We start from the raw sequence: 26,165 nt of genomic DNA on the forward strand, positions 1-26,165 counted from the left end.
GACGCGCCGACCTCTCCCCGCAAGCGGGGCGAGGTGAAGGAAGTGCGCTCGCGGTGAAAGCATCATCATCACACCAGCGCCTTGCCGCCGGCGAAGGCGGTCGCGGTTGCCTCGTCGGTTGCCTCTTCCGGGAGCAGCATCTCGTTGTGCGCCTTGCCGGAGGGGATCATCGGGAAGCAGTTTTCCAGCGCGGCGACGCGGCAGTCGAACAGCACCGGGCGCTTGATCGCGATCATCTCCTTGATCGCGCCGTCGAGGTCGGCGGGCTTGATCACCTGCAGGCCGACGCCGCCATAGGCTTCGGCGAGCTTGACGAAATCCGGCAGCGCCTCGGTATAGGAATGCGACAGGCGGTTGCCGTGCAGGAGCTGCTGCCACTGCCGCACCATGCCCATGTACTGGTTGTTCAGGATGAAGATCTTGATCGGCAACTCGTATTGAACCGCCGTCGACATCTCCTGGATCGTCATCTGCACCGAGGCGTCGCCGGCGATGTCGATGACGAGGCTATCGGGATGGGCCACCTGCACGCCGACTGCGGCGGGCAGGCCATAGCCCATGGTGCCGAGGCCGCCCGAGGTCATCCAGCGGTGCGGCTCCTCGAAGCCGTAGAACTGCGCCGCCCACATCTGATGCTGGCCGACTTCGGTCGTGATGTAGGTGTCCTTGCCGCGCGTCAGCTCGAACAGGCGCTGGATCGCATACTGCGGCAGGATGATGTCGTTGTTCTTGCGGTAGGACAGCGAGTTGCGCGCACGCCATTGCGCGATCTGCTGCCACCACGCCTTGATGTCCGGCCGCTTCGCCTCCGCCTTGAACACCTGCAGGAGATCGCCGAGCACGTTGCCGGCATCGCCGATGATCGGCACGTCGACGCGGATGTTCTTGTTGATCGAGGACGGGTCGATATCGATGTGGATCTTCTTCGAGCCCGGCGAGAACGCATCGATGCGGCCGGTGATGCGGTCGTCGAAGCGCGCGCCGACGCACAGCATGACGTCGCAATCATGCATGGTCATGTTGGCCTCGTAGGTGCCGTGCATGCCGAGCATGCCGAGCCAGTTCTTGCCCGAGGCCGGATAGGCGCCAAGGCCCATCAAGGTCGAGGTGATCGGGAAGCCGGTGACCTCGGCGAATTCGCGCAAAAGTCTTGACGCCTCGGGGCCGGAATTGATGACGCCGCCGCCGCTATAGATCACCGGTCGCTTCGCGGACGCGAGCAGCGCCACGGCTTTGCGGATCTGGGCCGCCTCGCCCTTGACGCGCGGCGAGTAGGAGATGTGCACGTCGGACTTGCGCGGCGGATGATAGGTGCCGACTGCGAACTGCACGTCTTTGGGCACGTCGACCACGACCGGGCCTGGGCGGCCGGAGGTCGCGACGTAGAATGCCTCATGCAGGACTTTGGCGAGGTCGTTGACGTTGCGCACCAGCCAGTTGTGCTTGGTGCAGGGGCGCGTGATGCCGACCGTGTCGCATTCCTGGAACGCGTCGTTGCCGATGAGATGCGTCGGCACCTGGCCGGTGATGCAGACCAGGGGAATCGAATCCATCAGCGCGTCGGTGAGCGCCGTCACCATGTTGGTGGCGCCGGGGCCGGAGGTCACCAGCACGACGCCGGGCTTGCCGGTCGAGCGCGCATAGCCTTCGGCCGCGTGGCCGGCGCCCTGCTCGTGCCGCACCAGGATGTGCTCGACCTCGCTCTGCTGGAAAATCTCGTCATAGATCGGCAGCACCGCGCCGCCCGGATAGCCGAAAAGGTGCTGCACGCCGTGATCGATCAGCGCGCGAACGATCATCGCGGCTCCCGTCATCTGGTTCGGATCGTGGCTCTTGTCTTTCATGGCTGGCTCCGGATGCGCTGTTTTGCGCGGCTTCAAGTCTTTGATTTGGGAAATAAAAAAGGGCCCGAGAGGCCCCATGCACACCGCCTGTCTGTCAGATGGCCGCTAGCCATCCCCGGCGGTGTGCCTGGGTACGACGACGATGAGTTTGGTAATAATGTTACGCATAGAGCGGCTCAGGCTTCCCAAAGGTTGCGCGACCATAACGGCCAATGCCCGATTGTCAAGGCAGGGACGCGTTCAGGCCGATTTTTCATACTCTAACGGCGTTCCCGACATTCGACGAGTGTTTTTGCACGCATGGCAGAGGCGCCGTAGCCCGGATGGAGCGCAAGCGAAATCCGGGGCTGGGAGCCGCGAACTCGGCGTCCCGGATTGCGCTGCGCTCCATCCGGGCTACGGGACTACCGGCGATATGCCTCCAGCCATCCCCTCGCCGCCTCCGGCGTCACCCATTCGAATTCGGGCAACTGGTGGCGGAACCAGGTGAACTGGCGCTTGGCGTAATGGCGGGTGTCGGCGCGGCCGATTTCGGACGCTTCCTCGCGGCTGATCTCGCCGTTGAGGTGCCGGATCAAGGCCGGCACCCCGTGGGCCTTCATCGCCGGCAACAAGGGATCGAGATGGCGCGCCGCAAGCTTTACAACCTCCTCCAGCGCGCCCGCGTTCAGCATCGCCTCGAACCGGGCATCGATGCGCGCATAAAGCTTGTCGCGCTCGGGCGCGAGGAACAGGGCGAAGAATTCGCCTGATGGCAATAGCGGCGGCAGGCCGTTGCGATGCCATTCGGTCAGCGAGCGGCCGGTCGCCTCGACGACTTCGAGCGCGCGGGCAATGCGAGTGCGGTCGCGCGGCTTCAGGCGCTCGGCATAGGCGGGGTCGCGCCGGGAAAGTTCCGCATGCAGTGCCTCCACCCCGTCACGCTCGAGCCGCGCGCGCACGCCCTCGCGCACCTCGGCAGCGATCGGCGGCACTGCCGACAGCCCGCGGGTGAGCGCCTTGAAATACAGGCCCGAGCCGCCAATGAAGATCGGCAGCCGGTTCTCGGCCCGTACCTCGGAAAGCACCTTCGCGGCATCCGCAACCCAGGCGCCGGCGGAGAAATTCACGCTTGCATCGACATGGCCGTAGAGCCGGTGCGGAGCTAGCGCCTCCTCCTCGACCGTCGGCCGCGCCGTGATGACGCGGAGGTCGCGATAGACCTGCATCGAGTCGGTGTTGATCACCACGCCGCGAGCTTTTTGCGCAAGGTCGAGCGCCAGCGCCGACTTGCCGCTGGCGGTCGGCCCTGCGATAAGCACCGCTCTTGTCCCAGCTTGGGAAGTCGCCGCCATGTCGCTCGTCGCCACCCTCATCTGCAATCCCGCCAATCCGGCGCTCGACTCCACCATCGTCGACGGCGCGCTGGCCGTCCTGCCTTCGCCGGGCGCAGCGCAGTGGCTGTTCGACGAGGTCGCCGTCGACATTCCCTTTGACGGCAGCGAGGATATCAAAGCGGTCGAAGCCCGCCTGCAGGAGGCGCGCGGCGACCTGCCCATCGATATTGTGGTGCAGCCTCGCGCCTTCAGGCGCAAGAAGCTTTTTCTCGCCGACATGGATTCCACCATGATCGGCCAGGAATGCGTCGATGAGCTCGCCGATTTCGCCGGGCTGAAGGAACATGTTTCTGGGATCACCGAGCGTGCGATGCGCGGCGAGATCGCCTTCGAGCCGGCGCTGCGCGAGCGCGTCGCGCTATTGAAGGACCTGCCCGTCAGTGTGGTCGACGAGGTGCTGGAGAAGCGCATCACGCCGACGCCGGGTGGTCGCGAACTGGTCATGACCATGCGCGCGCATGGCGCCTGGACCTGCCTGATCTCTGGCGGCTTCACGCTGTTCACCAACGCCATCGCCGCCAGGATCGGCTTCCAGGAGAACCGGGCCAATGAGCTGATCGCGCGCGACGGCAAGCTTGTCGGCGAGGTGAAGGAGCCGATCCTCGGGCGCGCCACCAAGCTCGCCACGCTGATAGAGCTGCGCGAAGCCTTCGACCTCGATGACATCGACACGCTGGTCGTCGGCGACGGCGCCAATGACCTCGGCATGATCGAGGCCGCCGGCCTCGGCGTCGCCTACCACGCCAAGCCCGCGGTCGCCGCTGCCGCTGCTGCGCGGATCGACTACGGCGACCTCACCGCGCTGCTCTACGCGCAAGGTTATCGGCGGGACGAATTCGTGGCGTAACGCCTCGGTCGTCATCACCCGCGAAGGCGGGTGATCCAGTATTCCAGCGGACGCGGTGCAGGGCAGAGAAGTCTCGGCGTACTGGATACCCCGCCTTCGCGGGGTATGACAGTTGTGGTGTGGAAGCGCTCCGCCGCCCTACTGCACGCTGAGCGCCACGAAGCGCAGTTCGCCGTCGCCGTTGGAGACGAGCAGAAGAACCGACTTCTTGCCGTCCTTCTTCAACTGGTCGACGCGCTTCTTGATGTCGGCGGCGCTGGCGACCGCCTCCTGCGCGACCTCGACGATGACGTCGCCGGCGGACAGGCGCTTTTCGGCGGCGTCCGAGGTGCCGTCGACGCCGGTGATGATCACGCCCTTCACGCTGTCCTTGATCTTGTACTTGGTGCGGAGGTCCTTGCTCAGCGCCGCAAGATCGAGCCCGAGCGCCTTCTGCGTCACCGGCTTCTCCGCCGGCTCATCCTTGGTCTTGGCGTTGGCCTGCTGCACCTTGTCGGTGTCCTCGAGCCGACCGAGCGTGACCCGCTTGGTCTCCTCGTTGCCTTTGCGGATGACGACAACGTCGACTTCCTTGCCGACCGCGGTGTCGGCGACGATGCGCGAAAGATCCTTCGGATCCTTGACGTCCTTGCCGTCGAACTTGACGACGACATCGCCGGGCTCGATGCCTGCGGGTTTCGCCGGCCCCTTGTCGTCAATGCCCGCAACCAGCGCGCCGCGCGCCGGCTTGATGTTGAGGCTGTCGGCGATCTCGTCAGTGACCTGCTGGATCCGAACGCCGAGCCAGCCGCGCCGCAGTTCACCAAATTTCTGCAGCTGATCCACGACGGCGGCGACCGTCTTCGACGGCACGGCAAAGCCGAGGCCGATCGAGCCGCCGGTCGGCGAGATGATCAGCGTGTTGACGCCGACCACTTCGCCATCGAGGTTGAACAGCGGTCCGCCCGAATTGCCGCGGTTGATGGCGGCATCGGTCTGGATGTAGCTGTCGTAGGGACCCTGGCTGATGTCGCGGTTGCGCGCCGACACGATGCCGGCGGTCACCGAGCCGCCGAGGCTGAAGGGGTTGCCGATCGCGATCACCCATTCGCCGAGCCTGAGCTTGTCGGAATCGCCGAACTTCACCGCAGTCAGCGGCTTCGGTGGCTTGAACTTCAGGACGGCGAGGTCGGTCTTCTTGTCGACGCCGACCAACTCCGCTTTGACCTTGGTGCCGTCGTTCATGATGATGTTGATCTCGTCGGCATCGGCAATCACGTGGTTGTTGGTCACGACGATGCCGGCGGTGTCGACGATGAAGCCGGAGCCGAGCGAGTTGGTCTTGCGCGGCTGGAATTCGCCGTTCTTGTCCCCGCCCTTGCCGCCGCCGGGGCCACGGCGGTTCTTGAAGAAGTCGTCGAAGAACTCCTCGAAGGGCGAGCCCGGCGGCAGTTGCGGCATGGCGCCGCCGCCCTTGGCCTCCACCGTCTGCGACGTCGAGATATTCACGACCGCATCGATTACCTTTTCGGCGACATCGGCGATGCCGTCGGGCCCTCGCGCGAAGGCCGCAGGCACTGAAGCAAACACACCGGCAGCGCCGATGGCGATCGCGGCTCCCATCAGGCGCAGGCGACGGCTCAAGGCTGGTCTGGCACCGGTCATGTCAGCTTATCTCCAGGAAATGCAAGGTTTGGCGCACAGTGCGCCCTAACGGGGTGGCCGCGCAAGCATTTGAGACAACCATTTCGGCGAAAAACCGACGCCTTGCGGCTCACGATTGCGTTGGACCGATAAGTTCCGGATTGCCAATAATTTTCTGCTTACCGCCGCACCAGCCAGATCAGGATCAAGCCGCCGATTGCTGATCCGATCCCGACCACGCGTAGCACATTATCCGGGGTTGCAAGCGCGCTTTTCATCGCGCGCCGCATCCAGGTCGGACTTGCGGCAAATATCAGGCCTTCCAGCACGAACAGAATTCCCAACCCGATGAGGAAGTCGGCGAACGCTATGGACCTCATCGGATGGCAACCTCCCGTGCGGACGTTTCTTCTTGGCTAAGGGGCGAAGCCGATGCTTCGCCCGCGTGACGCGGTTACTGTTGCTTTGGCGCTGCGGCCGTGGCCGACGGATTGGCGGCCGCCGGACGGCCGGACGCGCTGCCGAAATATTTGAAGAAATCGGAGTCCGGGCGCAACAGGAAACGCGTGTCGTTGGCGCGCAGGCCGTTCTCGTAGGCCGTCATCGAACGGTAGAACGAGAAGAAATCCGCGTCCTTGCCGTAGGCCTCGGCGAACAGCCGGTTGCGCTCGGCGTCACCCTCGCCGCGCACCTGCTCCGCGCTCGAATTGGCCTCGGCGACGATGACGGTGGCCTCGCGGTCCGCCTTGGAGCGGATCTCCTGTGCCTTCTGGCCGCCCTGGGCGCGGAATTCGGCCGCCTCGCGCTGGCGTTCGGTCTGCATCCGCTGGTAGACCGCCTGGCTGTTCTGCTCGGGCAGGTCGGCGCGGCGGATGCGGACGTCGACCACCTGGATGCCGTAGCCGTCGGCTTCGTGGTCGAGCTGCTCGCGGATACGCTGCATCAGCCTTTCACGCTCGTCGCGGACCACGTTGATGAAGGTGACCTCGCCGAGCACGCGGCGCAGCGCAGCGTTCAGCAGCGTCGTCAACTGGACGTTGGCCGCCTGGATCGTGCCGATGCTCTGATAGAAACGCAGCGCGTTCTTGATGCGATAGCGGGCGAAGGCATCGACCACCAGCCGCTTCTGATCGGAGGCGATCACTTCCTGCGACGGGTTCTCCAGGTCGAGGATGCGCTTGTCGATCGAGATCACGGAATCGATGAACGGCGCCTTGAAGTTGAGGCCGGGGTCGGTGACGACGCGGACGGGCTCGCCGAGCCGGACCACCAGGACCTGCTCGGTCTGCTGCACGGTGAAGACCGAGCTGTAGCCGATGATGATCAGCACCAGCAGGATGATCAGGGCGGCAATGCCGGTGACGGGAGACCTCATCGCGTGGCTCCACCCGGCTGCTGGCCGGTCGTGGTGGACGGACGCCGCGGCGTCAGCTCGCTCAGCGGCAAGTATGGCACGATGCTCTGGCTGGACGCGCCGCCGCCGTCATAGACCAGCTTTTCCGAGCCGCCGAGGATGCGTTCCATGGTCTCCAGGTAAATGCGTTGCCGCGTCACGTCGGGCGCCTTCTTGTATTCATCATAGACTTTCAGGAAGCGCGAGCTCTGGCCCTTGGCCTCCGCCACCGCCTGCTCCTTGTAACCTTCGGCCGCCTGCACGATCTGGGCGGCGCGGCCGCGCGCCTCCGGTATCACGCGATTGGCATAGGTCTGCGCCTCGTTCTGCAGCCGCTCCAGGTCGGCGCGGGCCGCCTGCACATCGCGGAACGCGTCGATCACCTGCTGCGGTGGATCGACCTTTTGCAGCTGCACCTGGGTGATCAGAACGCCAGCGCCGTAGGTATCGAGCGTCTTCTGCATCAGTTCCTGCACGTTCTGCTCGGTGGTGGTGCGCGCGCCGGTCAGGATCGGCTGGATCTGCGACCGGCCGATCACCTCGCGCATGGCGCTTTCCGCCACCGCCTTCACGGTGCCTTCGGGATTCTGGATGTTGAACAGGAAGTCGCCGACGCCGTCGGGCTTGATCCGCCACAGCACGGTGAAATCGACGTCGACGATATTCTCGTCGCCGGTCAGCATCAGGCTCTCTTCCGGCACGTCGCGCATGGTGCGGCCGCGCCGCGCCGGGTCGTCGATCAGGGTCATGCCGATCGAAATGGTGGAGACGCGCAGCGCCTTTGGCAGCAGCACTGTCTCGATCGGATAAGGCAAATGATAGTTCAGGCCCGGCTGCACCGTGCGTACATGCTTGCCGAAGCGCAGGACGACGCCGAGCTCTTCCGACTGCACCCGGAAGAAGCCGGAGAGGCCCCAGATCACGAGCGCGCCGACGATGACCAGCGCGATCCCCATGCCGCCGAAATGGCCGCCGGGCAGGAGCTGCTGCAGCCGGTCCTGGCCGCGGCGCAGGAGGTCCTCAAGATCCGGCGGGCGCGGCCCGACCGATTGCGGTCCGCTGCCCCATGGTCCCTTCGGACCCGAGCCCCACGGCCCCCCGCCTTGATTCTTCCACGGCATTAACGCTTCTCCTCGGCAAGCCCGGGATGGATGATGGACGCCCGGCCTCGTCAGTCCGCCCGGCTTTATAGGGGACCGAATGGCCCCTTACAACGCAAGCTTCCAGCCCGAACGAGCTATGCCTGCGGACATAATTGTCAATGCAAACATTGGCTAGCGGGGTTAACGCCCAACGCGCCGACGATATGTCACATAGGAAAAATCGACGCTGTCATTTGGCCCGGCCGGATTCCGCACCCGCGCCGCTTCTTCCCATTTCGCCGGGTCAATTGTGGCGAAATACGTATCACCTTCCGGCCGCGCATGCACTTCGGTGATTTCGAGCCGATCGGCGCCATCGATCGATTGCGCATAGATCTCCGCGCCGCCGATGACGGCGATTTCGGTGGCGAAACGCCGCAGCGCATCGCCGAGCGCGATCGCGCGGGCGTTCTCGAACGACTGGGTGACGATCGCGCCGGGAGCGCGATAGTTCAGGTCGCGCGTCACGACGATGTTGGTCCGGCCGGGAAGCGGCCTGCGCAGGGACTCGAAGGTCTTGCGCCCCATCACCACCGGCCTGTTCATGGTGATGGCCTTGAAGCGCTGCTGGTCGCTCTTCAAGCGCCACGGGATCGCATTGTCGCGCCCGATCACGCCATTCTCCGCGACCGCGACGATGAGCACGATCTCCATCAGCGCGCCCCATCTGCCAGCGCCTGCAGCGCCGGACCAGTGACACGGCACAATGTCCATTCGTCCATCATGACGGCGCCGAGTGATTTGTAGAATTCGATCGACGGCGCATTCCAGTCGAGCACCGCCCATTGCAATCGCGCCCAGCCGTTGGCGACGCATTCCCTCGCAAGATGGGCGAGCAGCGCCTTGCCGATGCCCTTGCCGCGCAGCACCGGACGGACGAACAGATCCTCCAGATAGATGCCGTGCTTGCCGGCGAAACTGGAGAAATTGACGAACCAGAGCGCAAAGCCCGCAGGCTCCCCGTTCCACTCGGCGATATCGCAAATGAGCCGCGGATTGTCACGGAACAGCGCCTCGGCGATATCGGCTTCGGTCGCCTTCACTTCGTGCAGCAGCTTCTCGTACTCGGCGAGCTCGCGAACGAGCGCGTAGACGAGCCCGGCTTCATCTGCACGCGCACGGCGGATGGTCAGCGACATCCCTAAGGCGCTCACACCGCGACTTCGGCCTTGATATGCGGGTGCGGGTCGTAGCCCTCGAGTTTGAAGTCCTCGTAACGGAAGGCGAAGATGTCCTTTACCTCGGGATTGATCTTCATCACCGGCAGCGGCCGGGTCGGACGCGTGAGCTGCAGCCGCGCCTGCTCGAGATGGTTGGAATAGAGATGCGCATCGCCGAGCGAGTGCACGAAATCGCCGGGCTTCAGTCCCGTCACCTGCGCCACCATCATGGTGAGCAGCGCGTAGGACGCGATGTTGAAGGGCACGCCGAGGAAGACGTCGCCGGAGCGCTGGTAGAGCTGGCAGGATAGTTTGCCGTTCGCGACGTAGAACTGGAACAGGCAGTGGCAGGGCGGCAGCGCCATCTTGTCGACGTCGGCCGGATTCCAGGCGCTGACGATCAGGCGGCGCGAATCCGGATTGCGCTTGATCATCTCGATCACGTTCGAGATCTGGTCGATGCTGCGGCCGTCGGGCGCCGGCCAGGAGCGCCATTGCGAGCCGTAGACCGGGCCGAGATCGCCGTTGGCGTCGGCCCATTCGTCCCAGATGGTGACCCCGTTGTCGCGCAGATATTTGATGTTGGTGTCGCCGGCCAGGAACCAGAGCAGTTCATGCACGATCGCCTTCAGCGGCAGCCGCTTGGTCGTCAGCATCGGGAAGCCGGCCAACAGGTTGAAGCGCATCTGGTGGCCGAAGATCGACAGCGTCCCGGTGCCGGTGCGGTCGTGCTTCTCCGCGCCGTCGGCGAGGATGCGTTCGAGCAGGTCGTGATACTGGTTCATGGCGTGAGCTTCGGGCCTTCTGGGAACGGCGAATGTAGCGGCCGCGGCCACCGATCGACACCGCGACTCGGGGTCCAAGGCTGATTATACCCGGAAAAATGATGGGCCGCTCGCAAACGACAAGAGGACGGAACCCGCCTTTCGAGCGGCCGCCCTGTAGCCCGGGTGAAGCGCCAGCCTAACCCAGGTCCGCTCTCAATGTTGAGGCGCCTGTCCCGGGTTGCGCTGCGCTCCACCCGGGCTACGAGAGCTCTAACCCGCCGGCTTGAGCACCGGGGTCCACTTCTTGATCTCGTTGTTGACCAAGGTCCCCAGCGCCGCGGGCGTGCGGTCGGCCGGCTGCGGGACGACGCTGCCGAGTTCGAGCAGGCGCTTGCGGACGGTCTCGTCATCCAGCGCCTTGACGGCCGCCGCGTTCAATTTGGCGATGATCGGCGCCGGCGTGCCCTTGGGCGCGAAGATCGCGTTCCAGGCCTGGGCCTGGAAGGCCGGCAGGCCGGCCTCCGCCGTGGTCGGGACGTTCGGCAGCGACGGGTTCCGCTCGGGGGTCGCAATCGCATAGGCCTTGATGGTGCCGGCATTGATCTGCGGCACGGCGTTGACGATCTGGTCGCACATGTAGTCGACCTGCCCGGCCACCAGCGCGTTCATCGCCGGGCCGGTGCCGTTGAAGGGCACGCCGACCGGCTCGATGCCGAGGATCGAGTTCAGGAGCTGGCAGGAGACATGCGAGACCGAACCGACGCCGGCATGGGCCGCGTTGACCTTCTCGGCATTGGCCTTCACGTAAGTCACGAATTCCTTCAGGTCCTTCGGCGGAAAGTCCTTGCGCGCCAGGATCAGGATCGGCGTGCCGGCCAGCAGCCCGACCGGCTCAAAGCTCTTCTCCGGGTGATAGGCCAGATTGGGATAGAGCGGCACCGAGGCCGCGTGCGTCCCCATGTGCCCCGTGATCAGCGTATAGCCGTCATTGGCGGCGCGCGCCGCGCGTGCGCTCGCCGTGGTGCCGCCGGCGCCGACTACGTTCTCGATGATGATGCTCTGGCCGAGCGTCTGCGCCATATGCCCGGTGACGATACGGGCGATGACGTCGGTCGGGCCGCCGGCCGCGAACGGCACGATCATGGTGATGCTGCGCGTCGGATAGTCCTGCGCGCGGGCTGGCGCGACGACAGCCGACAGCACGGCTGCCAGCGCGAGAGAAGCACTCGCAAGCGAGCGACCATACCAATTCATCGTAATCCCCTGGGCTCGTTAAAGAGAAATGCCGGCTGGAGCGTGGCGAGGTTTCTTTGAACCGTCACCACGCTCCAGTTTTGATTTGAGCATGATCCTCTCGGAAAACCGGTTTGCACTTTTCCGGATCATGCTTTCGGCCAGCATTTCTTTTCATACCGAACTTCGGGGAGTCGATACGACTTCCGCCTGCGACACGCCGACGCAGGCGTGCCTCAGCCTTCGGACTCCACGAACACCTCGTCGCGCTTGGCGCGCAGGGTTGGCAACACCGCCAGCACCAGAAGGCCTGCGGCGATCGCCAGAAGCACCGCCGACAGCGGGCGGCTGACGAACACGCTCCAATCGCCGCGCGAGATCAGGAGCGCCCGGCGCAGGTTCTCCTCCATCAGCGGCCCGAGCACCATCCCGAGCAGCAGCGGCGCCGGCTCGAAATCGTGCTTGATCAGCCAGTAGCCGACCAGGCCGAACACGCCGGCCAGGACGACGTCGACCGGTGCGTTGTTCACGGAGTAGATGCCGATCGCGCAGAAGATCACGATCGAGGGGAACATCAGCCGGTACGGCACGCGGAGCAGCCGCACCCAGATGCCAACCAGCGGCAGGTTGATGATGACCAGCATCAGGTTGCCGATCCACATCGAGGCGATCATGCCCCAGACCAGATCCGGCTGCTTCTGCATCACCTGCGGTCCCGGCACGATGCCGTGGATCGTCATCGCGCCGACCATCAGCGCCATCACCGCGTTGGGCGGGATGCCGAGCGTGAGCAGGGGGATGAACGAGGTCTGCGCCGCGGCGTTGTTGGCGCTCTCCGGCGCCGCCACGCCCTCGATCGCGCCACGGCCGAACCGCGACGGATTCTTGGCAAGCTTCTTCTCCAGCGTATAGGCGGCGAAGGAGGCGATGACGGCACCGCCGCCCGGCAGGATGCCGAGGATCGATCCCAGCACCGTGCCGCGTCCGATCGCGGGCGCGGAGTCGATGAGGTCCTTTCTCGTCGGCATCAGGCCGGTGATCTTCTGCTGCACCAGATCGCGGCTCATCTCGGCGCCGTGATCGAGGTTGCGGATGATCTCTGCGAAGCCGAACACGCCCATTGCCACCGTGGCGAAGCCGAGGCCGTCGGCGAGTTCGGGAATGTTGAAGGCCATGCGGGAAGCGCCGGTCTCGATGTCGGAGCCGACCATCGACAGCAGCAGCCCAAACACGATCATCGCGATCGCCTTCAGCACTGAGCCCTTGGCGAGCACCACCGCGAAGATCAGGCCGAGCACCATCAGCGAGAAATATTCGGCCGGCCCGAATGCCAGCGCGAGTTTTGTCAACGGCGCTCCCAGGACGGCGATCAGGATGGTGGCGACGCAGCCGGCGAAGAACGAGCCGATCGCAGCGATCGCCAGCGCCGGGCCGGCGCGGCCCTGTTTTGCCATCTGGTGGCCGTCCAGGGCGGTGACGACCGAGGTCGCCTCTCCCGGGATATTGACCAGGATCGAGGTGGTCGAGCCGCCATACTGGGCGCCGTAATAGATGCCGGCGAGCATGATCAGCGCGCCGACCGGCGGCAATCCGAACGTGATCGGCAACAGCATCGCCACCGTGGCGATGGTGCCGATGCCCGGCAACACGCCGACCAGCGTGCCGACAAGCGCGCCGATCAGGCACATCAACAGATTGACCGGCGAGAAGGCGACGACAAAGCCGTGGGCGAGGTTAGCAAAAAGGTCCATCACGCCCTCACTGGATCAAAAAACGCGGGAACATCGGCATCGGCAGTCCCAGCACATAGGGGAAGAGGAGCGCGCAAGCGACCGTCAGGCACGCGCCGACGATGATGGCCTCGACCCATCGGGTCTCATGCGAGCCGACTGCAGCAATCATGAAGCTTGCGAAGGCCGACACCACCAGACCGAGCGGACGGATCGCCAATGCAAAGAAGATGATCGCGGCGCAAACGAACAGCGGTCCGCGCCAGGAATAGTGAGCCAGCCCTGGTCCCTCGGTGAAGAGCCCCATCACGGCAATGCCGGCGCCGAGCGCCACCAAGAGCACGCCGAACATCCACGGCGCGGTGCCGGCGCCGAAGGAGAAGCCGCGCATGCCCTGCAGGTCGCTCGAGGCCCACAGCGCGAGCAGCGCGAGCGCCAGCAGCATGATGCCGCCGATATAATCCTGCGGCGCTCGGATCTTGACGAACAGCGTGACGATCGCAACCGCAAATAGCGGATATGAATAGATCAGCGCCAACAGCACATCCGAGGAAAAGCCCTTCTTGGCGTCGGCGGCGACCGATCCGAACACCGCGTTGGGGGCGGCGGACAACAGCGCCCCGCCATGGGCGAGCAGCACCTGCGCCGGACCACGACCCGCGCCCAGTCCGATGATCGTGCCGAACGACCACACCAGCTCGAAAAGCTGCGGCGCCAGTGCCAGCACGACAATGCCGATGGCGGCCTTCGTGTTACGTGTGCTTGATGCGGTTTGGCCCATCGTTTCGGCCATACATGTCTCCTCCGTGCCCGCGCCGCGGGCCCTGTTATTCTATTGGCTGGAACTGACCCTGCCCCGGCCTTGCCTAACGATTTTCGTCAGATAACGCCAGCGAAACCGAGGACGCCCCCGGCCAGCAACAGCCAAAAAGGATTGAGCCGCGTCGCGAAGGCAACAATGGCCGTTATCACTGTCGTAAGAGCGGCAATCCAACTTTGGTCGGAGGTCCGGGCCAAAATGAACCCGCTCGCGGCCATCAGCCCGATCGAGAGCGGAACCAGTGCCGCCTGGATGATCGCCGGCCAGCGCGAATGGCGCGAGCGCGTGAGCAGATGGCTCACATAATAGGCAAGCAGCGCGGTCGGCCCGCACATCGCAAGCGTCGCCGCCAACGCACCGGCAAAGCCGGCGACGGAGTAGCCGATCAGGGTCACGATCAGCACGTTCGGCCCGGGCGACAATTGCGAGATCGCGAAGACGTCGGCGAACTCCTTGTCGGTCATCCAGTGGTGGACCTCGACCGCGATCCGGTGCATCTCGGGAATAGCCGCATTGGCGCCGCCGACGGCAAACAGCGACATCAGGCCGAACGTCCAGATCAGCGTCCAGATCGGATTGAGATCATCGTTCATGCCCGCCCCCGCCGGCGGATCAACAGCGTGACGGCCAGGCTTGCGGGAACGGCGACCAGCAGCACCGCTGCCAACGGCAGCCGCAACACGCCGATGGCGATGAAGACCGCCACAAGGACGACGAGGCCGGCGATATCGCGCCGCTTGATCAGCGGCATCGTCATCTTGAGCATCACCGACAGCAAAAGGCCGACGGCGACGCAGGCTACGCCGGCGAGCGTCCGCCGCAGCGCTTCGAGTTCGCCGTAATGCTTGTAGAGCGCCGCCAGCACGATCGCGATCAGCATGGGCGGCCCGACCAGCCCTGCAAAGGCCGCGATCCCGCCGGCGAGCCCCCGGAAGCGGGAGCCGAACACGAACGACAGGTTGACGATGTTGGGCCCCGGCAGGAAATGGCACAGGGCGAAAGTCTCGTTGAATTCGTCCGCGGTCATCCAGCGGTGCTGCTCGACGATACCCCGGCGCGCCCAGACCAGGACCCCGCCGAAGCCGGCCAGCGACATTTTTGCAAAGGCCACGAACAGTTCCCCCAGGCCGGGCTGGATCGGTGGGGTCGAGGCGGGAAGGTCCGGAACGGGAGCGGCGGCCGGCGGGGAATCGGAGGACATGGCAAGACCCTAAAATGCCGCACCGTGCCGGCCAAGGCGATAAACCGAAGCCGATCCATGCACGAAACGCCGGGTGGGACCGCCAAGGGCCTGTCTTTCCGTCGCTTTGCACCCTATATTGGGGGTGCCGGCTTGCCGGCTATGGAAATAAACGACCGTCGAAATAAACCATTCGGACCCGGGGGCGGTACCCGGCGCCTCCACCAGAGCCCATGCGGAATTGAGAGCCGTGGGTTCCGGCGGGGGCGAAATAGGATCGACGAGGGCGTAAAGGGCGTGTTTTTTCTCGGTATGGTTCCGCCGATATCGGGCCAATGCAATAGTTGCCAACGACAACTTTGCTCCGGTTGCTCAGGCTGCGTAACGCAGTTTGAAAGACCACTTTGAAGTCCTAGCGGGTTAAGCTCCGCTAGGCGGGGTTCGGAGGCACCTGGCAACAGAAGCCTCCACTTCACATTAGCATGGTAAAGTGCGTGCATCCTAAACGGGCGTTTGCGCCGCAAATTCGACCCCGAAGGCCTCATGACGTTGGCTTGTGGCCGGGATACCATAAAGCTAAAGGCGAGTCGGGCGACCGATATGCGGCCGGCCATTTTTGAAGGCGACAGGACCATCATGGCGACCGATCAGATCCGATATGACGTGCTGGCGCGCGACGCGCTGCGCGGGGTGGTGCGCCAAGTGCTGGCGGACGCCGCGGAGCATGGACTTCCCGGCGAGCATCATTTCTACATCACTTTCATCTCCAACGCCGAAGGCGTGAAGCTCTCGCCGCGGCTGCTCGCGCAATATCCGCAGGAGATGACGATCATCCTACAGCACCAGTTCTGGGACCTGGTGGTGACGGACGACCGCTTCGAGGTCGGGCTTTCCTTCGGCGGCATTCCGGAGCGGCTTGTCGTTCCCTTCGCTGCGGTCAAGAGCTTCCTCGATCCTTCGGTGAAGTTCGGCCTGCATTTCGAACCGTCCGAAGAGGACGTCGCGCCCGAGAAGCCCGCGCCCAATCTGCCGACGACTTCAGCTGCGCCACCGCCGCCTGCTCCGGCAGCCGAGGCTGCCGCGGAAGAGAAGGAAGAGTCGGAAAAGCCGAGTGAAGGCGCCGAGGTGGTTCGGCTCGACCGCTTCCGCAAGAAATAATCTAAGCACGCATCAATCTTCGACGCTGTAGAATGAACGTGGCGCCGCTTCATGGCGCAACGGACATTGGCAATGGCTCGATCAACATCCTCCTCACAAAAAAACAAAACCACCCGCGTCGAGACCGACAGTTTCGGTCCGATCGACGTCGCCTCCGACCGCTATTGGGGCGCGCAGACCGAACGCTCCCGGCAGAACTTCCGCATCGGCCGCGACCGTATGCCGATCGAGATCGTGCACGCACTCGGCATCGTGAAACTGGCGGCAGCTCTCACCAACCGCGAGCTCGGCCTGATCGACGCGCGCCGCGCCAGTGCGATCACGCGCGCCGCGAAAGAAGTACTCGAGGGCAAGCTCGACGATCATTTCCCGCTGGTGGTGTGGCAGACCGGCTCGGGCACGCAGACCAACATGAACCTCAACGAGGTGATCACCAACCGCGCCAACGAGCTGCTCGGCTTCGAGCTCGGCGCGAAGAAGCCGGTTCATCCCAACGACCACGTCAACATGAGCCAGTCGTCTAACGACTCGTTTCCGACCGCGATGCACATCGCCGCAGCGCAGGGAATTTTCGGCAAACTGATTCCAGCGCTCGGCGAATTGCATCGCGAGCTGCGCCGCAAGGAGAAGGCGTTCGCGAAGATCGTCAAGATCGGCCGCACTCACACTCAGGACGCGACACCGCTGACATTGGGTCAGGAATTCTCCGGCTATGCCGCGCAGGTCGAGAGCGGCATCGCGCGGCTGCGCACAGCAGCAAAGGATCTCTTGCCGTTGGCGCAAGGCGGCACTGCCGTCGGCACCGGCCTCAACTCCAAGCCGCGCTTTGCGAGACTGTTCGCAAAGCACGTCGCCAAGATCACGAAGCTGCCGTTCATCAGCGCGCCGAACAAGTTCGAGGCACTCGCTTCCAACGACGCCTATGTGCTGGTGCATGGCGCGATCAATTCGGTGGCGACCGGCTTGTTCAAGATCGCAAACGACATCCGCTTCCTCGGCTCTGGCCCGCGCTCAGGCCTCGGCGAATTGGTCCTGCCGGAGAACGAGCCGGGCTCCTCGATCATGCCGGGTAAGGTGAACCCGACGCAATGCGAGGCGATGACGATGGTGTGCACCTACGTGTTCGGGAACGAAACCGCCGTCACCATCGCGGGCAGCCAGGGACATTTCGAGCTGAACGTCTACAAGCCGGTGTTGGCGTATTGCATGATGAGTTCCATTCAGCTGCTGTCGGACGTTGTCCACTCTTTCACCGAGCATTGCGTGATCGGGATACGTGCCGACGAGAAGCGCATCGGTGAGTTGATGCAGCGATCGCTGATGCTCGTCACTGCGCTTGCGCCGAAGATCGGATACGACAACGCAGCGAAAGTCGCGAAAGCAGCACACGCGCGCGGCACCACGCTCAAGGAAGAGGCGCTGCGGCTCGGCTATGTATCCGAACGTGAATTCGACTCTTTGGTGCAGCCGGAGAAAATGACTCACCCGGGCTAAGTGAAACCGCGAGTTGCATAGTTTTCCCGGGAAAAAACGGTGATCGGGCTGCACTCACGCACAACGAGTTAACGCAGCCCGTCAATTGATATAATTATGGATCATAACGCCTAAAGAATGATTGGTTGTAGCGGGCGTTGCGTTGACGCATGGGACAGCGGCGAAATATATGGTTTTCGCGGGGCGAAGCTGACCTTTTGATGCTATCACAAGGCGCTATATAGGGACTTCGGATGGGCATGTGCTCTGCTTGCGCGCGATTTGGCTGCGCCGATCTCGCCAACAGGCACTTGCACTTTCGGATCACTGGATGATGGGGCGGGCATGGGGCACGTGATCAATTTGAACCGAGTAAGAAAACAAGAGCAGCGTAAGGAAGCTGCGAAGCAGGCTGAAATCAACCGCGCGCGATTTGGTCGTACCAAGTCCGAACGGAAGACGGACGAGCTTCGCAAAGCACACGACGAGAAGCTGTTGGATCAGCATCTCATCGACGGCGGAGACGCATCATGAAATCGCCCGTCGTCAAACGTTCGATCGTGGTCGCCGGCCACAAGACCAGCGTCAGCCCTGAAGAAGCTTTCTGCAATGGCATGAAGGAAATCTAAGGCATCCGGAACATGACGCTGTCGGAACTGGTCGGCGAGATCGACAGCAATCGCCAGCAGGGCAACTTGTCGTCAGCGATCCGGCTTTTCGTGCTGGAGTATTTCCGTTCTCGCGCAATCGCCGCGACGACGGCCCAGGCACCGGACAACAGGCCGCAAGCCTGATCCGTTGCAGATAGCCGGTGCCCTGGCACCGGCTTCACCGACGAACCAGAGTGGAGAGCGAAATGGATATGGCCAAGCGAACCTCGCCGCGAAACCTGTCCATTTCGGAAGCTCTCCATGTCTGCCTTTGTCGTCCTGGATTCGATCTCACTTCACGCGCCTGACGGCCGTCCTCTATTCGATGAACTGACGCTCGCGATCGGACGCGAGCGCACAGGCGTGGTCGGGCGCAACGGCTGCGGCAAATCGACACTGCTGCGCCTGATCGCGGGCGAGGTCGAACCGGCAGCGGGATCGATTCACCGTGCCGGATCGATCGGCATGCTCGCGCAGATCGCCGACGAACGCCTGACGGTCGCGCAAGCCGTCGGCGTCGATGGCGAACTCGCGCGCCTGCGCCGGCTCGCGCGCGGCGACGGCACGCTCGAGGACGCCGCATCAGCCGACTGGACACTGGAAGCACAACTACAGTCCACGCTGAGCGAGGTGGGGCTGCCCGCGCTGTCGCTGGATCGCGCGGTGGCGTCGCTCAGCGGTGGCGAGCGGACGCGCGTCGCGCTGACGCGGCTATTGATCCAAGCACCTGACGTGCTGCTGCTGGACGAGCCCACCAACAATCTCGATGCCGACGGCCGCGAGGCCGTGGCGCAATTGCTTCGGCGATGGCAAGGCGGCATCGTGGTCGCAAGCCACGACCGTATGCTGTTGGAGCATATCGACCGCATTGTCGAATTGACGCCGGTCGGCGTCACGATTTTCGGCGGCGCGTGGCCGGCTTTCGCCGAGCAGCGCGACGCGACACGCTTGCGCGCGGAAACCGAACTCGAGCGCGCCGCCGATGCGCTGCGCAACGCCGAGCGCACGGCGCAGAAGGCGCGCGAAAGAAAGTCGCGCCGCGACAAGGCCGGCCGCGCCTGGCGCGCCAAGGGCATCGAGGACAAGATGTTCATGGATCGCGAGAAGGAGCGCGCCGAGGCCAGTGCCTCCCGCGAAGGCCATCTCGCCGAGCGCCTGATCGGCGGGCGCGCGGATGCATTCGAGGAAGCCCGCGCGCGGGTAGAGATCGTGACGCCGCTGTCGATCGACCTGCCGAAGACCGCCCTCCCCGCCGGCCGCGAGCTCGTCACCTTCAACGACGTGGCGATGGCCTTTGCCGGCCGACGCCTGTTCGGCCCGCTCTCGTTCGAGCTGCGCGGCCCTGAGCGCGTTGCGATCGGCGGCGCCAATGGCGCGGGCAAGAGCACGCTGCTCCGTCTGATCACCGGAGCGGCGCAGCCGACTGCAGGCACGATCCATCGTCGTACTGAACGGATCGCAATGCTCGACCAGCATGTCGGCCTGCTCGATCCCGGCACCAGCATTTTGGACAATCTGCGCCGGCTCAATCCGGAATTGTCAGCCAATCAAGCGCATGCCGCGCTGGCGCGATTTGCCTTCCGCAACAGGGCCGCGCTCCAGGTCGTGGATACGTTGAGCGGCGGCGAGCGGCTTCGCGCTGGGCTGGCGTGCGTGTTCGCGCGGCCGGAGCCGCCACTGCTGTTGCTGATGGACGAGCCCACCAACCATCTCGACCTCACCGCGATCGAAGAGCTGGAAGGCGCGCTGCGCGACTTCGATGGCGCCCTCGTCGTCGTCAGCCACGACAAGACGTTCCTGCAGGCGATCGGGATCGAACGGGAGATTGCGCTCTGAGGCGTAGCCCGGGTGAAGCGCCAGCGTAACCCGGGATCGTTCGTAGTTGCTGATGCAGATGTCCCGGGTTGCGCGCTCCGCTCCACCCGGGCTACGAGCGCTAATTCTGCGCCGCCGGACGCGATGGCGGATTGGCGACCTGTGGCGTCAGTGCAAGCGGCGGACGCGGTTTTGGTTTCGCTCCGCCCGGCAAGGGCTTGACCTCGATCGGCGGCGGCAATGGGGCGAGTTGCGGCTGGCTCGCGACCGACGCCGGTGGATTGGCGGCTGGCGCGCTGGCCGGAGGCTGTGCCAGCGGCGGCCGCGGTGCGCTCGTTTTCGCCTTTTGCGCTCCCTTGCGCGGATCGCGGCCCGGGATCGGCACATCCGTTGACGCCGGCGGGATCGCCGCGCTCGCATCCGGCACTTCCGCCGGCTCCTGCGGCGGGATCAGCGGCGGCGTCGGCTGGAACGTTGGAGGCGGCTCGCCGCGCTCAATCGCATCCAATCGCCTGGTCTCGCGGTCGATCGCGCGCACCGCAAGCCAGGACGACAGCGCCGCGACATCGACGCTGCGGGTCAGCTCGTCCGGTGTGCCCACTGCGAACAACTGGATTTCCGGCCGGCTCGCCGCGGTGATCGCGGTCGGCACCAGCACAGCGCGGATGTCGGCCTGGTCGGCCGGAATGTCGTAGCCGCCGGAGATGGTGGCGTTGACGCCGTTGGCCGCGAGGGTGGTGGCGCCGACACGGATCCGCCCGTCGCGGATGTTGAATGGGATCTGGGCTGAGGCGACCGACAGCACACCATTTGCGAGCGCCGACTCGACGATCTGCTTCAACCGCGCGTCATCAGCGACCTGCCCGTTCTCGCTGGCGCGGATCGCAATGTCGAAAGCACGCGGATCGAGGCCGGCGATGCGCGCACCTTCCAGCGTGACCGTGCCGCTGCCGGACAGCGCGCCGGTCAGCGCCGCCGCGCTGCGGCCCTGGCTCATCAGCGTCATCTGCAAGGAGGCGCGCCCCTTGGGCATGCTGAGATTTCGGTAGCGCAGCGCCGTGCCATCGACGCCGCTAAGCTGCACGCTTCCATTCACGGTGATGCCGTTTGCACCCGGCCTTGCATCGATGGCGCCGCTGAGATCGCCGCCGCCGATCTTGCCCTTCAGGGCGTCGAAGGTCAGCGTCTGGCCATCGCTCTTGATCGTGCCGCTCACCGGCTGCAATTCGATGCCCCCAGGCAGCGCGCCGCGCAATGCCTGGAATGCGATGTTGCCGCGCCAGCCCTTGAGCACGCCGCCACCGAGCGGCTCGGCCGGATCACGCCCGCCGGCGCCGACAGCGAACGCGAACACCGGTGCGAGCGTGACCTGGTCGAGCCCGATCTCACCTTCGATGTTCTTCTCATCCCCCAAGGCGAGCGCGACCCGGCCACGCAGCCGCGAGCCGCCGACGATGCTGTCGAGATCGTCGAACGAGAGCTTGTTGCCGGCAAGCGATACGCGCGACGACAGGCGGACGCCGTCCACCGCCGTGTCCGACGGCTTGAGATCGAGCAGCGGACTGATGTCGGCGCTCCTGACCCGCAGATTGATGCTGGCCTTCTTCGCCTCGTCCCATGGCTCGACAGAGCCTTCAGCGTCCGCGTCAAGCCCCGCGCCCCAGATCCTCGCCTTCAGCCGCAACGGCGCGCGCCAGGCGCCATTAACTGAGCCTTCGAACTGGGCGGGGCCGTCGCCAACCGCGATGATGCGATCGAGGCTGAGCAGCGCGAGCATTGCACGCCCCTGCCCGGCTGAAAATCTGGCGTCGATGCCGAGATCGCTGCGGCTGAGGGCATCGAGGTCGGTGCCGCGGATCGCGGCGACCTGCGGCTTCGCCGTCACCGTGGCGGTGCCCTTGAGCTGCGGCGCGTCGAGATCGAACGCGGCGCGAAGGCTGCCGCGATCGGCCTGCCCCTTGTCGAGATCAAGCGCGAGCTTCAACCGTGCCGGACCGGGGATCGCAGCCAGTGTGTTGAGGCGCGGTGCGGCCGATGGCGCGAACGATGAGACCAGGCCGGTCAACTGGCTGAACGATGCCGCGTTGGCGTTGAGCGCAAGCTTTCCGGTCGCATTGATGCGATCGAAATTGCCGGTGCCCTCGATCGTCACGTTGTCCGGCTGGCCGATCTTCAGCCGCTCAAGCGAGACCATCTTCGGTCCATAGCCGAGCTTGGCCTGCAGCGGACGCAGCTCCTGTCCGGCCGAAATCGCGCGCCCGATATCAAGCGAGAGCTGCGCTTCCTCCGGCCATTCCGCCTGCGGCCCCGCCAGCGAGCGCACGACGGCGGTGGCTGCATCGAGATCCAGCCGGTCGGCCTTCACGTTGGCGTCGACCTTCGCGCCGCTATTGCCGGTGGGATACGACACCGCGACTCGTCCGGCGATCGCGCCGCCATCGATCTCGGCCTTCATGCTGTCGATGGCAAAACCGCTTGCGGCGACCGTGACGTCACCGCGCAGCTTGAGCGGCTTTTGGTTGCGAGAAGGGAGATCGCCGCGGCCCTGCAACCAGACCATCAACGCATCGGGATCGGAAGATTCGACATTGAGCGCCGCCTTGAAGCTGTCGGACTGGGCGCTTTGCGGACCGGCACCGCTGAGCGAGACGCGCGTGGCGCCCGGTGCGCGGAAGTCGAGCCGCCGCACCGTCCAGCCCTTGTCGTCGCCGTGAAGCTCGGCCGCGATGTCCTGCAGCGGCCGCCCACCGAGCATGATCTGCTCGGAAGCGAATTCGATCTGCGACGGCAGCGCGACGTGTGGAACGCCTGACAGCAGCGCGCGCAGCGCCGGCAGCGCACGAGCCGGTTCGGCGTTGTTGTCCTTGGTGGCAAAGCGGTCGACATCGAGTTGCCGTGCCGAGAGCGACGCGCGCAGCAGCGGCGAGGCGCCGAAGCGGATATCGCCGGCGCCTGCGAGCTTCAGCGCGCGCTCTTCATTGCCATAGCTGATCTCGATCTGGTCGAGCCGCGCCGCCGAATAATCCGCCTTGACCCTGGCTCCGACACGCCAGGGCGTCGGCGCGGCGTCATCGTTCTTTGACGCGGGCGGCGAGGCCAACGCTACCACGCCTTCGAAGCGCGGCGCGCGGGCCTCGAAGGTGAGCACGCCATCGAGGTCGGCCGACAGCGGGCGCTGGCCGGGGTCGATGTTGACATGCACGCGGGTGCCGTTGCCATCGGCGCTCTGGCCGGAGGAAATCCGGAACGGATAGCGGGAGCCGTCGAATGTGAAATTGCCGTCACCACGGATTGCGCCGGCAAGCGAGCGGACGTCGCCGCTGAAGGCGATGTCGCGCAGTTCCAGCGTGCTGCGGCTCGCGGCATCATGCAGGGCGATGCGACCGGTGAGGTTGACGCGATCGATCGCAAGCGAGGCGAAGTCGAAGCTGCCCTGCGAGGCCGGCCAGTCGATCCGTCCCTTCTGGTCGAGACCGAGATCGAGTGACATGCCATTGATCGTGAGCTCGGTCGCGCGCCACTCTCCACGCATCAGCGAGCCCAGGCTGAACTCGACATCGAGCTTGTCGGCCCGGATCTTGCCGCGATCGTTGTCGCCGCCGACCACGGCCGAGCGCAGCCGAAGCTGCGGCGCCGGCAGCAGCCGCGCGTCTAGCTCGCCGCCGATGCGCACGGGCGCGCCGATGATTCGCGTCGCCTCTGCCTCGAATTGCGGACGGAACTGGTTCCAGTCAATGAAGTACGGTCCGACCAGCGCGGCGATCAGCGCAAGAATGAACGCGATTGCCAGGCCGAGCAGCGTCGTCTGCACGGTGTCTCCCTTTGAGCCCCGCCCCGGCGCACGTGGCCAATACAGCGCCGGAGCAGCCCAATATATAGAGACAAGTATGGCGAAGTCACAGCGGTATCACACTGCGGCCGCTGGCGAGGATCGAGAACGTTACCAGCTCGCCGGCAGGCGCTTCAGGCCCCGCAGCACGAAGGTCGGCCGCCACTCCGGATTTTCCGCGTCATCCAGCCGCAGGTCCGGCAGGCGGCGGAGCAGCGTCGAGATCGCGATCTCGGCCTCGATTCGCGCCAATTGGGCGCCGAGACAGAAATGGATGCCGCCCCCAAAGGACATCGGTTTCACATTGGGACGCGTGATGTCGAGCCGCTCCGGATGGTCGGGATAGACAGCCGGATCGTGGTTGGCCGAGCCCAGCAGGCACAGCACGGCCTCGCCCTTGGGTATGCGCTTGCCGCAGAGATCGATGTCCTCCAGGGCCGCGCGTCCGGTCATTTGCACGGAGGAATCATAGCGCAGGAATTCCTCGATGGCGTTGGTGATCAGGCCGGGATTTGCCTTGAGCAGCGCGAGCTGGTCTGGGTTGCGGTGGAGCGCGAGCAGGCCGTTGCCGATCAGGTTGACGGTCGTCTCGTGTCCGGCCCCGAACAGAAGGATGATGTTGGCGGTCAGCTCTTCATTGCTGAGCTTGTGGCCGTCCTCCTCGGCCTGCACGAGCTGTGTCGTCAGGTCATCGCCGGGCTGCTTCCGCCGCAACTCGAACAGCTGCTGGAAGTACATTTGCGACATCATGGTTCTGGCGTTGCCCTGCTTGATCTCCTCCGCCGACAACGGCACCGGTTCGAGGATGCGCCCGCTGTCGCGCGCGCCGGTATAAAACGTATCGCGATGCTCCTCGGGGATTCCGAGCATGTCGCAGATCACCGTCACCGGCAGGCGGAACGCAAAGTCCTCGATCAGGTCCATCCTGCCCTGCGGGATGACACGATCGAGCGTCTGATCGACGATTTCCTGAATCCGCGGCCGCATGTCCTCGACCCGGCGCGCCGTGAATGCCTTCACCACAAGGCCGCGCAGGCGGGTGTGATCGGGCGGATCCTGCTGCAGCATCATTTGGCTCATGCTGCGGAAGACCGGGTCCTCCATGGCCTTTGGCCCGTAGCGGCGTATGGCGCGGCCGGCATAGTCCTTGCCAAAGTGCTTGTCGCGCAACACGAAGCTCACCTCCGCCTGACGGCTCGCGACGAAAGCGCCGAACGGCGTGACATGCATCGGGTCCTCGGTGCGCAGCCGCTCGTAATGGGGATAGGGGTTGCGGATGAATTCCGGCGCCAGGGGATTGAACAACGGATCGTTGTTCGCCGGCCGAACTTGCTCATTCATGGTGACCTCGATCGGTTGTCGCGTTGAGACAATCTTACGTTGAACGCTACCGGCCGACAACCCGGACGACCAGGCGCTTCCATCCCCCGCAACTCGATACACTCTTGTATCGAGTTGCATTGTGGCCTAAACAGGGCCGATGTCAAGAGTTCGGACCAGACCGACCAGGGACGACACCTGCGAAAAGCTGTTCGAGGCGGCGGCGCGCGTGTTCGAGGAACAGGGCATCGGCGGCGCCAGCATCGAGGCGATCGCGGCCGCCGCCGGTTTCACGCGCGGGGCGTTCTATTCGAACTTCAAGAGCAAGGAAGAACTCATCTTCGCGATGCTCGAGGACCATGTCGAGCAAACTATCCGGCGCAACCTCGATCTGCTTTCCCGGCACGGTAGTCTTGCCGACTTCATCGATGCGCTGAAGAGCATGGATCGCACCAGGCAGGATCCGCTCGGCCGCTCGCCGCTTCTGCACATGGAGATGATCCTGTTCGTTGCGCGCGCGGAGAAGCGCCGGCCCGAACTTGCAAAGCGCCTGCGCGCCCGGCGCAAGCTGGTCACCGAGATCATCGAGACCGCGCGGAAGAGCAACGGCAGGAACGGCCGGCTGGATGCGGCATGGACCGCCGCAATCGTGCTGGCGCTCGAGGACGGCTTTCGCCTGCACCGCCTGATCGATCCGGAGACCACGCCGGCCGACAGCTTCCTGCGCGCGATCGGCGACCTGCAGCGCGCGATCGGCAACGCCGACCGCTCCGTAGCCCCGGTGGAGCGCTAGCCCCGTAGCCCG

The 26,165-nt window shown here is 64.8% G+C and carries 22 protein-coding genes, 1 other RNA gene and 1 pseudogene; 8 read left to right on the forward strand and 16 right to left on the reverse strand.

Annotated features, from left to right (window positions below; translation table 11 throughout):
* Positions 1 to 68: 68 nt before the first annotated feature.
* Entirely contained in the window at positions 69 to 1,844 is a 1,776-nt protein-coding gene (locus K288_RS0102380; protein WP_027578135.1) for an acetolactate synthase 3 large subunit, read from the reverse strand.
* A gap of 404 nt (positions 1,845 to 2,248) precedes the next feature.
* A complete protein-coding gene (miaA, locus tag K288_RS0102385) occupies positions 2,249 to 3,178 on the reverse strand; it encodes a tRNA (adenosine(37)-N6)-dimethylallyltransferase MiaA (RefSeq protein WP_027578136.1) in 930 nt (309 codons plus the stop codon).
* On the opposite strand from miaA, the gene serB reads away from it, so the two are divergent.
* A complete protein-coding gene (gene serB / locus K288_RS0102390) occupies positions 3,177 to 4,067 on the forward strand; it encodes a phosphoserine phosphatase SerB (RefSeq protein WP_027578137.1) in 891 nt (296 codons plus the stop codon). The genes miaA and serB overlap by 2 nt on opposite strands.
* Positions 4,068 to 4,205: 138 nt before the next feature.
* On the opposite strand, the gene K288_RS0102395 is transcribed toward serB, so the two are convergent.
* The 12 genes from K288_RS0102395 to K288_RS0102450 all read right to left on the reverse strand — a co-directional run bounded on the left by K288_RS0102395 (position 4,206) and on the right by K288_RS0102450 (position 15,136).
* On the reverse strand, positions 4,206 to 5,711 hold the full coding sequence (locus K288_RS0102395) for a Do family serine endopeptidase (RefSeq protein WP_027578138.1): 1,506 nt from the start codon (positions 5,709 to 5,711) through the stop codon (positions 4,206 to 4,208).
* Between the two features lie 158 nt (positions 5,712 to 5,869).
* Complete coding sequence (locus K288_RS0102400; protein ID WP_027578139.1) at positions 5,870 to 6,070, reverse strand: DUF2065 domain-containing protein; 201 nt, start codon at positions 6,068 to 6,070, stop codon at positions 5,870 to 5,872.
* 74 nt (positions 6,071 to 6,144) lie between these two features.
* Positions 6,145 to 7,065 (reverse strand): protease modulator HflC, encoded by a 921-nt coding sequence (gene hflC / locus K288_RS0102405; protein ID WP_027578140.1) that lies wholly within the window; start codon positions 7,063 to 7,065, stop codon positions 6,145 to 6,147.
* Complete coding sequence (gene hflK / locus K288_RS0102410; protein WP_027578141.1) at positions 7,062 to 8,204, reverse strand: FtsH protease activity modulator HflK; 1,143 nt, start codon at positions 8,202 to 8,204, stop codon at positions 7,062 to 7,064. Before hflK ends, hflC begins: the two co-directional genes overlap by 4 nt.
* A gap of 162 nt (positions 8,205 to 8,366) precedes the next feature.
* Complete coding sequence (locus K288_RS0102415; RefSeq protein WP_027578142.1) at positions 8,367 to 8,879, reverse strand: dihydrofolate reductase; 513 nt, start codon at positions 8,877 to 8,879, stop codon at positions 8,367 to 8,369.
* A complete protein-coding gene (locus K288_RS0102420; RefSeq protein WP_027578143.1) occupies positions 8,879 to 9,364 on the reverse strand; it encodes a GNAT family N-acetyltransferase in 486 nt (161 codons plus the stop codon). Before K288_RS0102420 ends, K288_RS0102415 begins: the two co-directional genes overlap by 1 nt.
* Positions 9,365 to 9,375: 11 nt before the next feature.
* On the reverse strand, positions 9,376 to 10,170 hold the full coding sequence (locus K288_RS0102425) for a thymidylate synthase (RefSeq protein ID WP_027578144.1): 795 nt from the start codon (positions 10,168 to 10,170) through the stop codon (positions 9,376 to 9,378).
* Positions 10,171 to 10,422: 252 nt separating this feature from the next.
* On the reverse strand, positions 10,423 to 11,406 hold the full coding sequence (locus tag K288_RS0102430) for a tripartite tricarboxylate transporter substrate binding protein BugD (RefSeq protein ID WP_027578145.1): 984 nt from the start codon (positions 11,404 to 11,406) through the stop codon (positions 10,423 to 10,425).
* Between the two features lie 215 nt (positions 11,407 to 11,621).
* Positions 11,622 to 13,136, reverse strand: coding sequence for a tripartite tricarboxylate transporter permease (locus K288_RS0102435; RefSeq protein ID WP_027578146.1), 1,515 nt, complete (start codon positions 13,134 to 13,136; stop codon positions 11,622 to 11,624).
* Between the two features lie 7 nt (positions 13,137 to 13,143).
* Positions 13,144 to 13,908, reverse strand: a complete 765-nt coding sequence (locus K288_RS0102440; RefSeq protein ID WP_027578147.1) for a tripartite tricarboxylate transporter TctB family protein — start codon at positions 13,906 to 13,908, stop codon at positions 13,144 to 13,146.
* Positions 13,909 to 13,994: 86 nt separating this feature from the next.
* Positions 13,995 to 14,528 carry a chromate transporter gene (locus tag K288_RS0102445; protein ID WP_027578148.1) on the reverse strand — a complete coding sequence of 178 codons (534 nt, stop codon included), beginning with the start codon at positions 14,526 to 14,528 and terminating at the stop codon, positions 13,995 to 13,997.
* Positions 14,525 to 15,136, reverse strand: a complete 612-nt coding sequence (locus tag K288_RS0102450; protein ID WP_027578149.1) for a chromate transporter — start codon at positions 15,134 to 15,136, stop codon at positions 14,525 to 14,527. Before K288_RS0102450 ends, K288_RS0102445 begins: the two co-directional genes overlap by 4 nt.
* An 87-nt stretch (positions 15,137 to 15,223) precedes the next feature.
* Between K288_RS0102450 and ssrA the strand changes: the two genes are divergently transcribed.
* From ssrA to K288_RS0102475, 6 genes and pseudogenes are all read left to right on the forward strand, one after another.
* Positions 15,224 to 15,587, forward strand: a transfer-messenger RNA (tmRNA) gene (gene ssrA, locus K288_RS50155).
* A gap of 164 nt (positions 15,588 to 15,751) precedes the next feature.
* Positions 15,752 to 16,273, forward strand: coding sequence for a ClpXP protease specificity-enhancing factor SspB (locus tag K288_RS0102455; protein ID WP_027578150.1), 522 nt, complete (start codon positions 15,752 to 15,754; stop codon positions 16,271 to 16,273).
* Positions 16,274 to 16,345: 72 nt separating this feature from the next.
* The gene (gene fumC, locus K288_RS0102460) at positions 16,346 to 17,767 is read left to right on the forward strand and encodes a class II fumarate hydratase (RefSeq protein ID WP_027578151.1); all 1,422 of its coding nucleotides are present in this window, start codon (positions 16,346 to 16,348) and stop codon (positions 17,765 to 17,767) included.
* 324 nt (positions 17,768 to 18,091) lie between these two features.
* Positions 18,092 to 18,280, forward strand: coding sequence for a DUF4169 family protein (locus K288_RS50320; RefSeq protein WP_084799447.1), 189 nt, complete (start codon positions 18,092 to 18,094; stop codon positions 18,278 to 18,280).
* Positions 18,277 to 18,540, forward strand: a pseudogene (locus K288_RS44435) (ribbon-helix-helix domain-containing protein). The gene K288_RS50320 and the pseudogene K288_RS44435 overlap by 4 nt, the downstream one beginning before the upstream one ends.
* A gap of 117 nt (positions 18,541 to 18,657) precedes the next feature.
* Positions 18,658 to 20,232, forward strand: a complete 1,575-nt coding sequence (locus K288_RS0102475; protein WP_027578153.1) for an ABC-F family ATP-binding cassette domain-containing protein — start codon at positions 18,658 to 18,660, stop codon at positions 20,230 to 20,232.
* A 100-nt stretch (positions 20,233 to 20,332) separates the two neighbouring features.
* On the opposite strand, the gene K288_RS0102480 is transcribed toward K288_RS0102475, so the two are convergent.
* Both K288_RS0102480 and K288_RS0102485 read right to left on the reverse strand, forming a co-directional pair.
* The gene (locus tag K288_RS0102480) at positions 20,333 to 24,022 is read right to left on the reverse strand and encodes an AsmA-like C-terminal region-containing protein (RefSeq protein WP_027578154.1); all 3,690 of its coding nucleotides are present in this window, start codon (positions 24,020 to 24,022) and stop codon (positions 20,333 to 20,335) included.
* 129 nt (positions 24,023 to 24,151) lie between these two features.
* A complete protein-coding gene (locus tag K288_RS0102485) occupies positions 24,152 to 25,381 on the reverse strand; it encodes a cytochrome P450 (protein WP_027578155.1) in 1,230 nt (409 codons plus the stop codon).
* A gap of 139 nt (positions 25,382 to 25,520) precedes the next feature.
* Between K288_RS0102485 and K288_RS0102490 the strand changes: the two genes are divergently transcribed.
* Positions 25,521 to 26,153: a TetR/AcrR family transcriptional regulator gene (locus K288_RS0102490; protein WP_027578156.1), complete on the forward strand. Its 633-nt coding sequence runs from the start codon at positions 25,521 to 25,523 to the stop codon at positions 26,151 to 26,153.
* Positions 26,154 to 26,165: the final 12 nt, after the last annotated feature.

This window comes from Bradyrhizobium sp. Ai1a-2 (assembly GCF_000426245.1).
Lineage (GTDB): Bacteria > Pseudomonadota > Alphaproteobacteria > Rhizobiales > Xanthobacteraceae > Bradyrhizobium.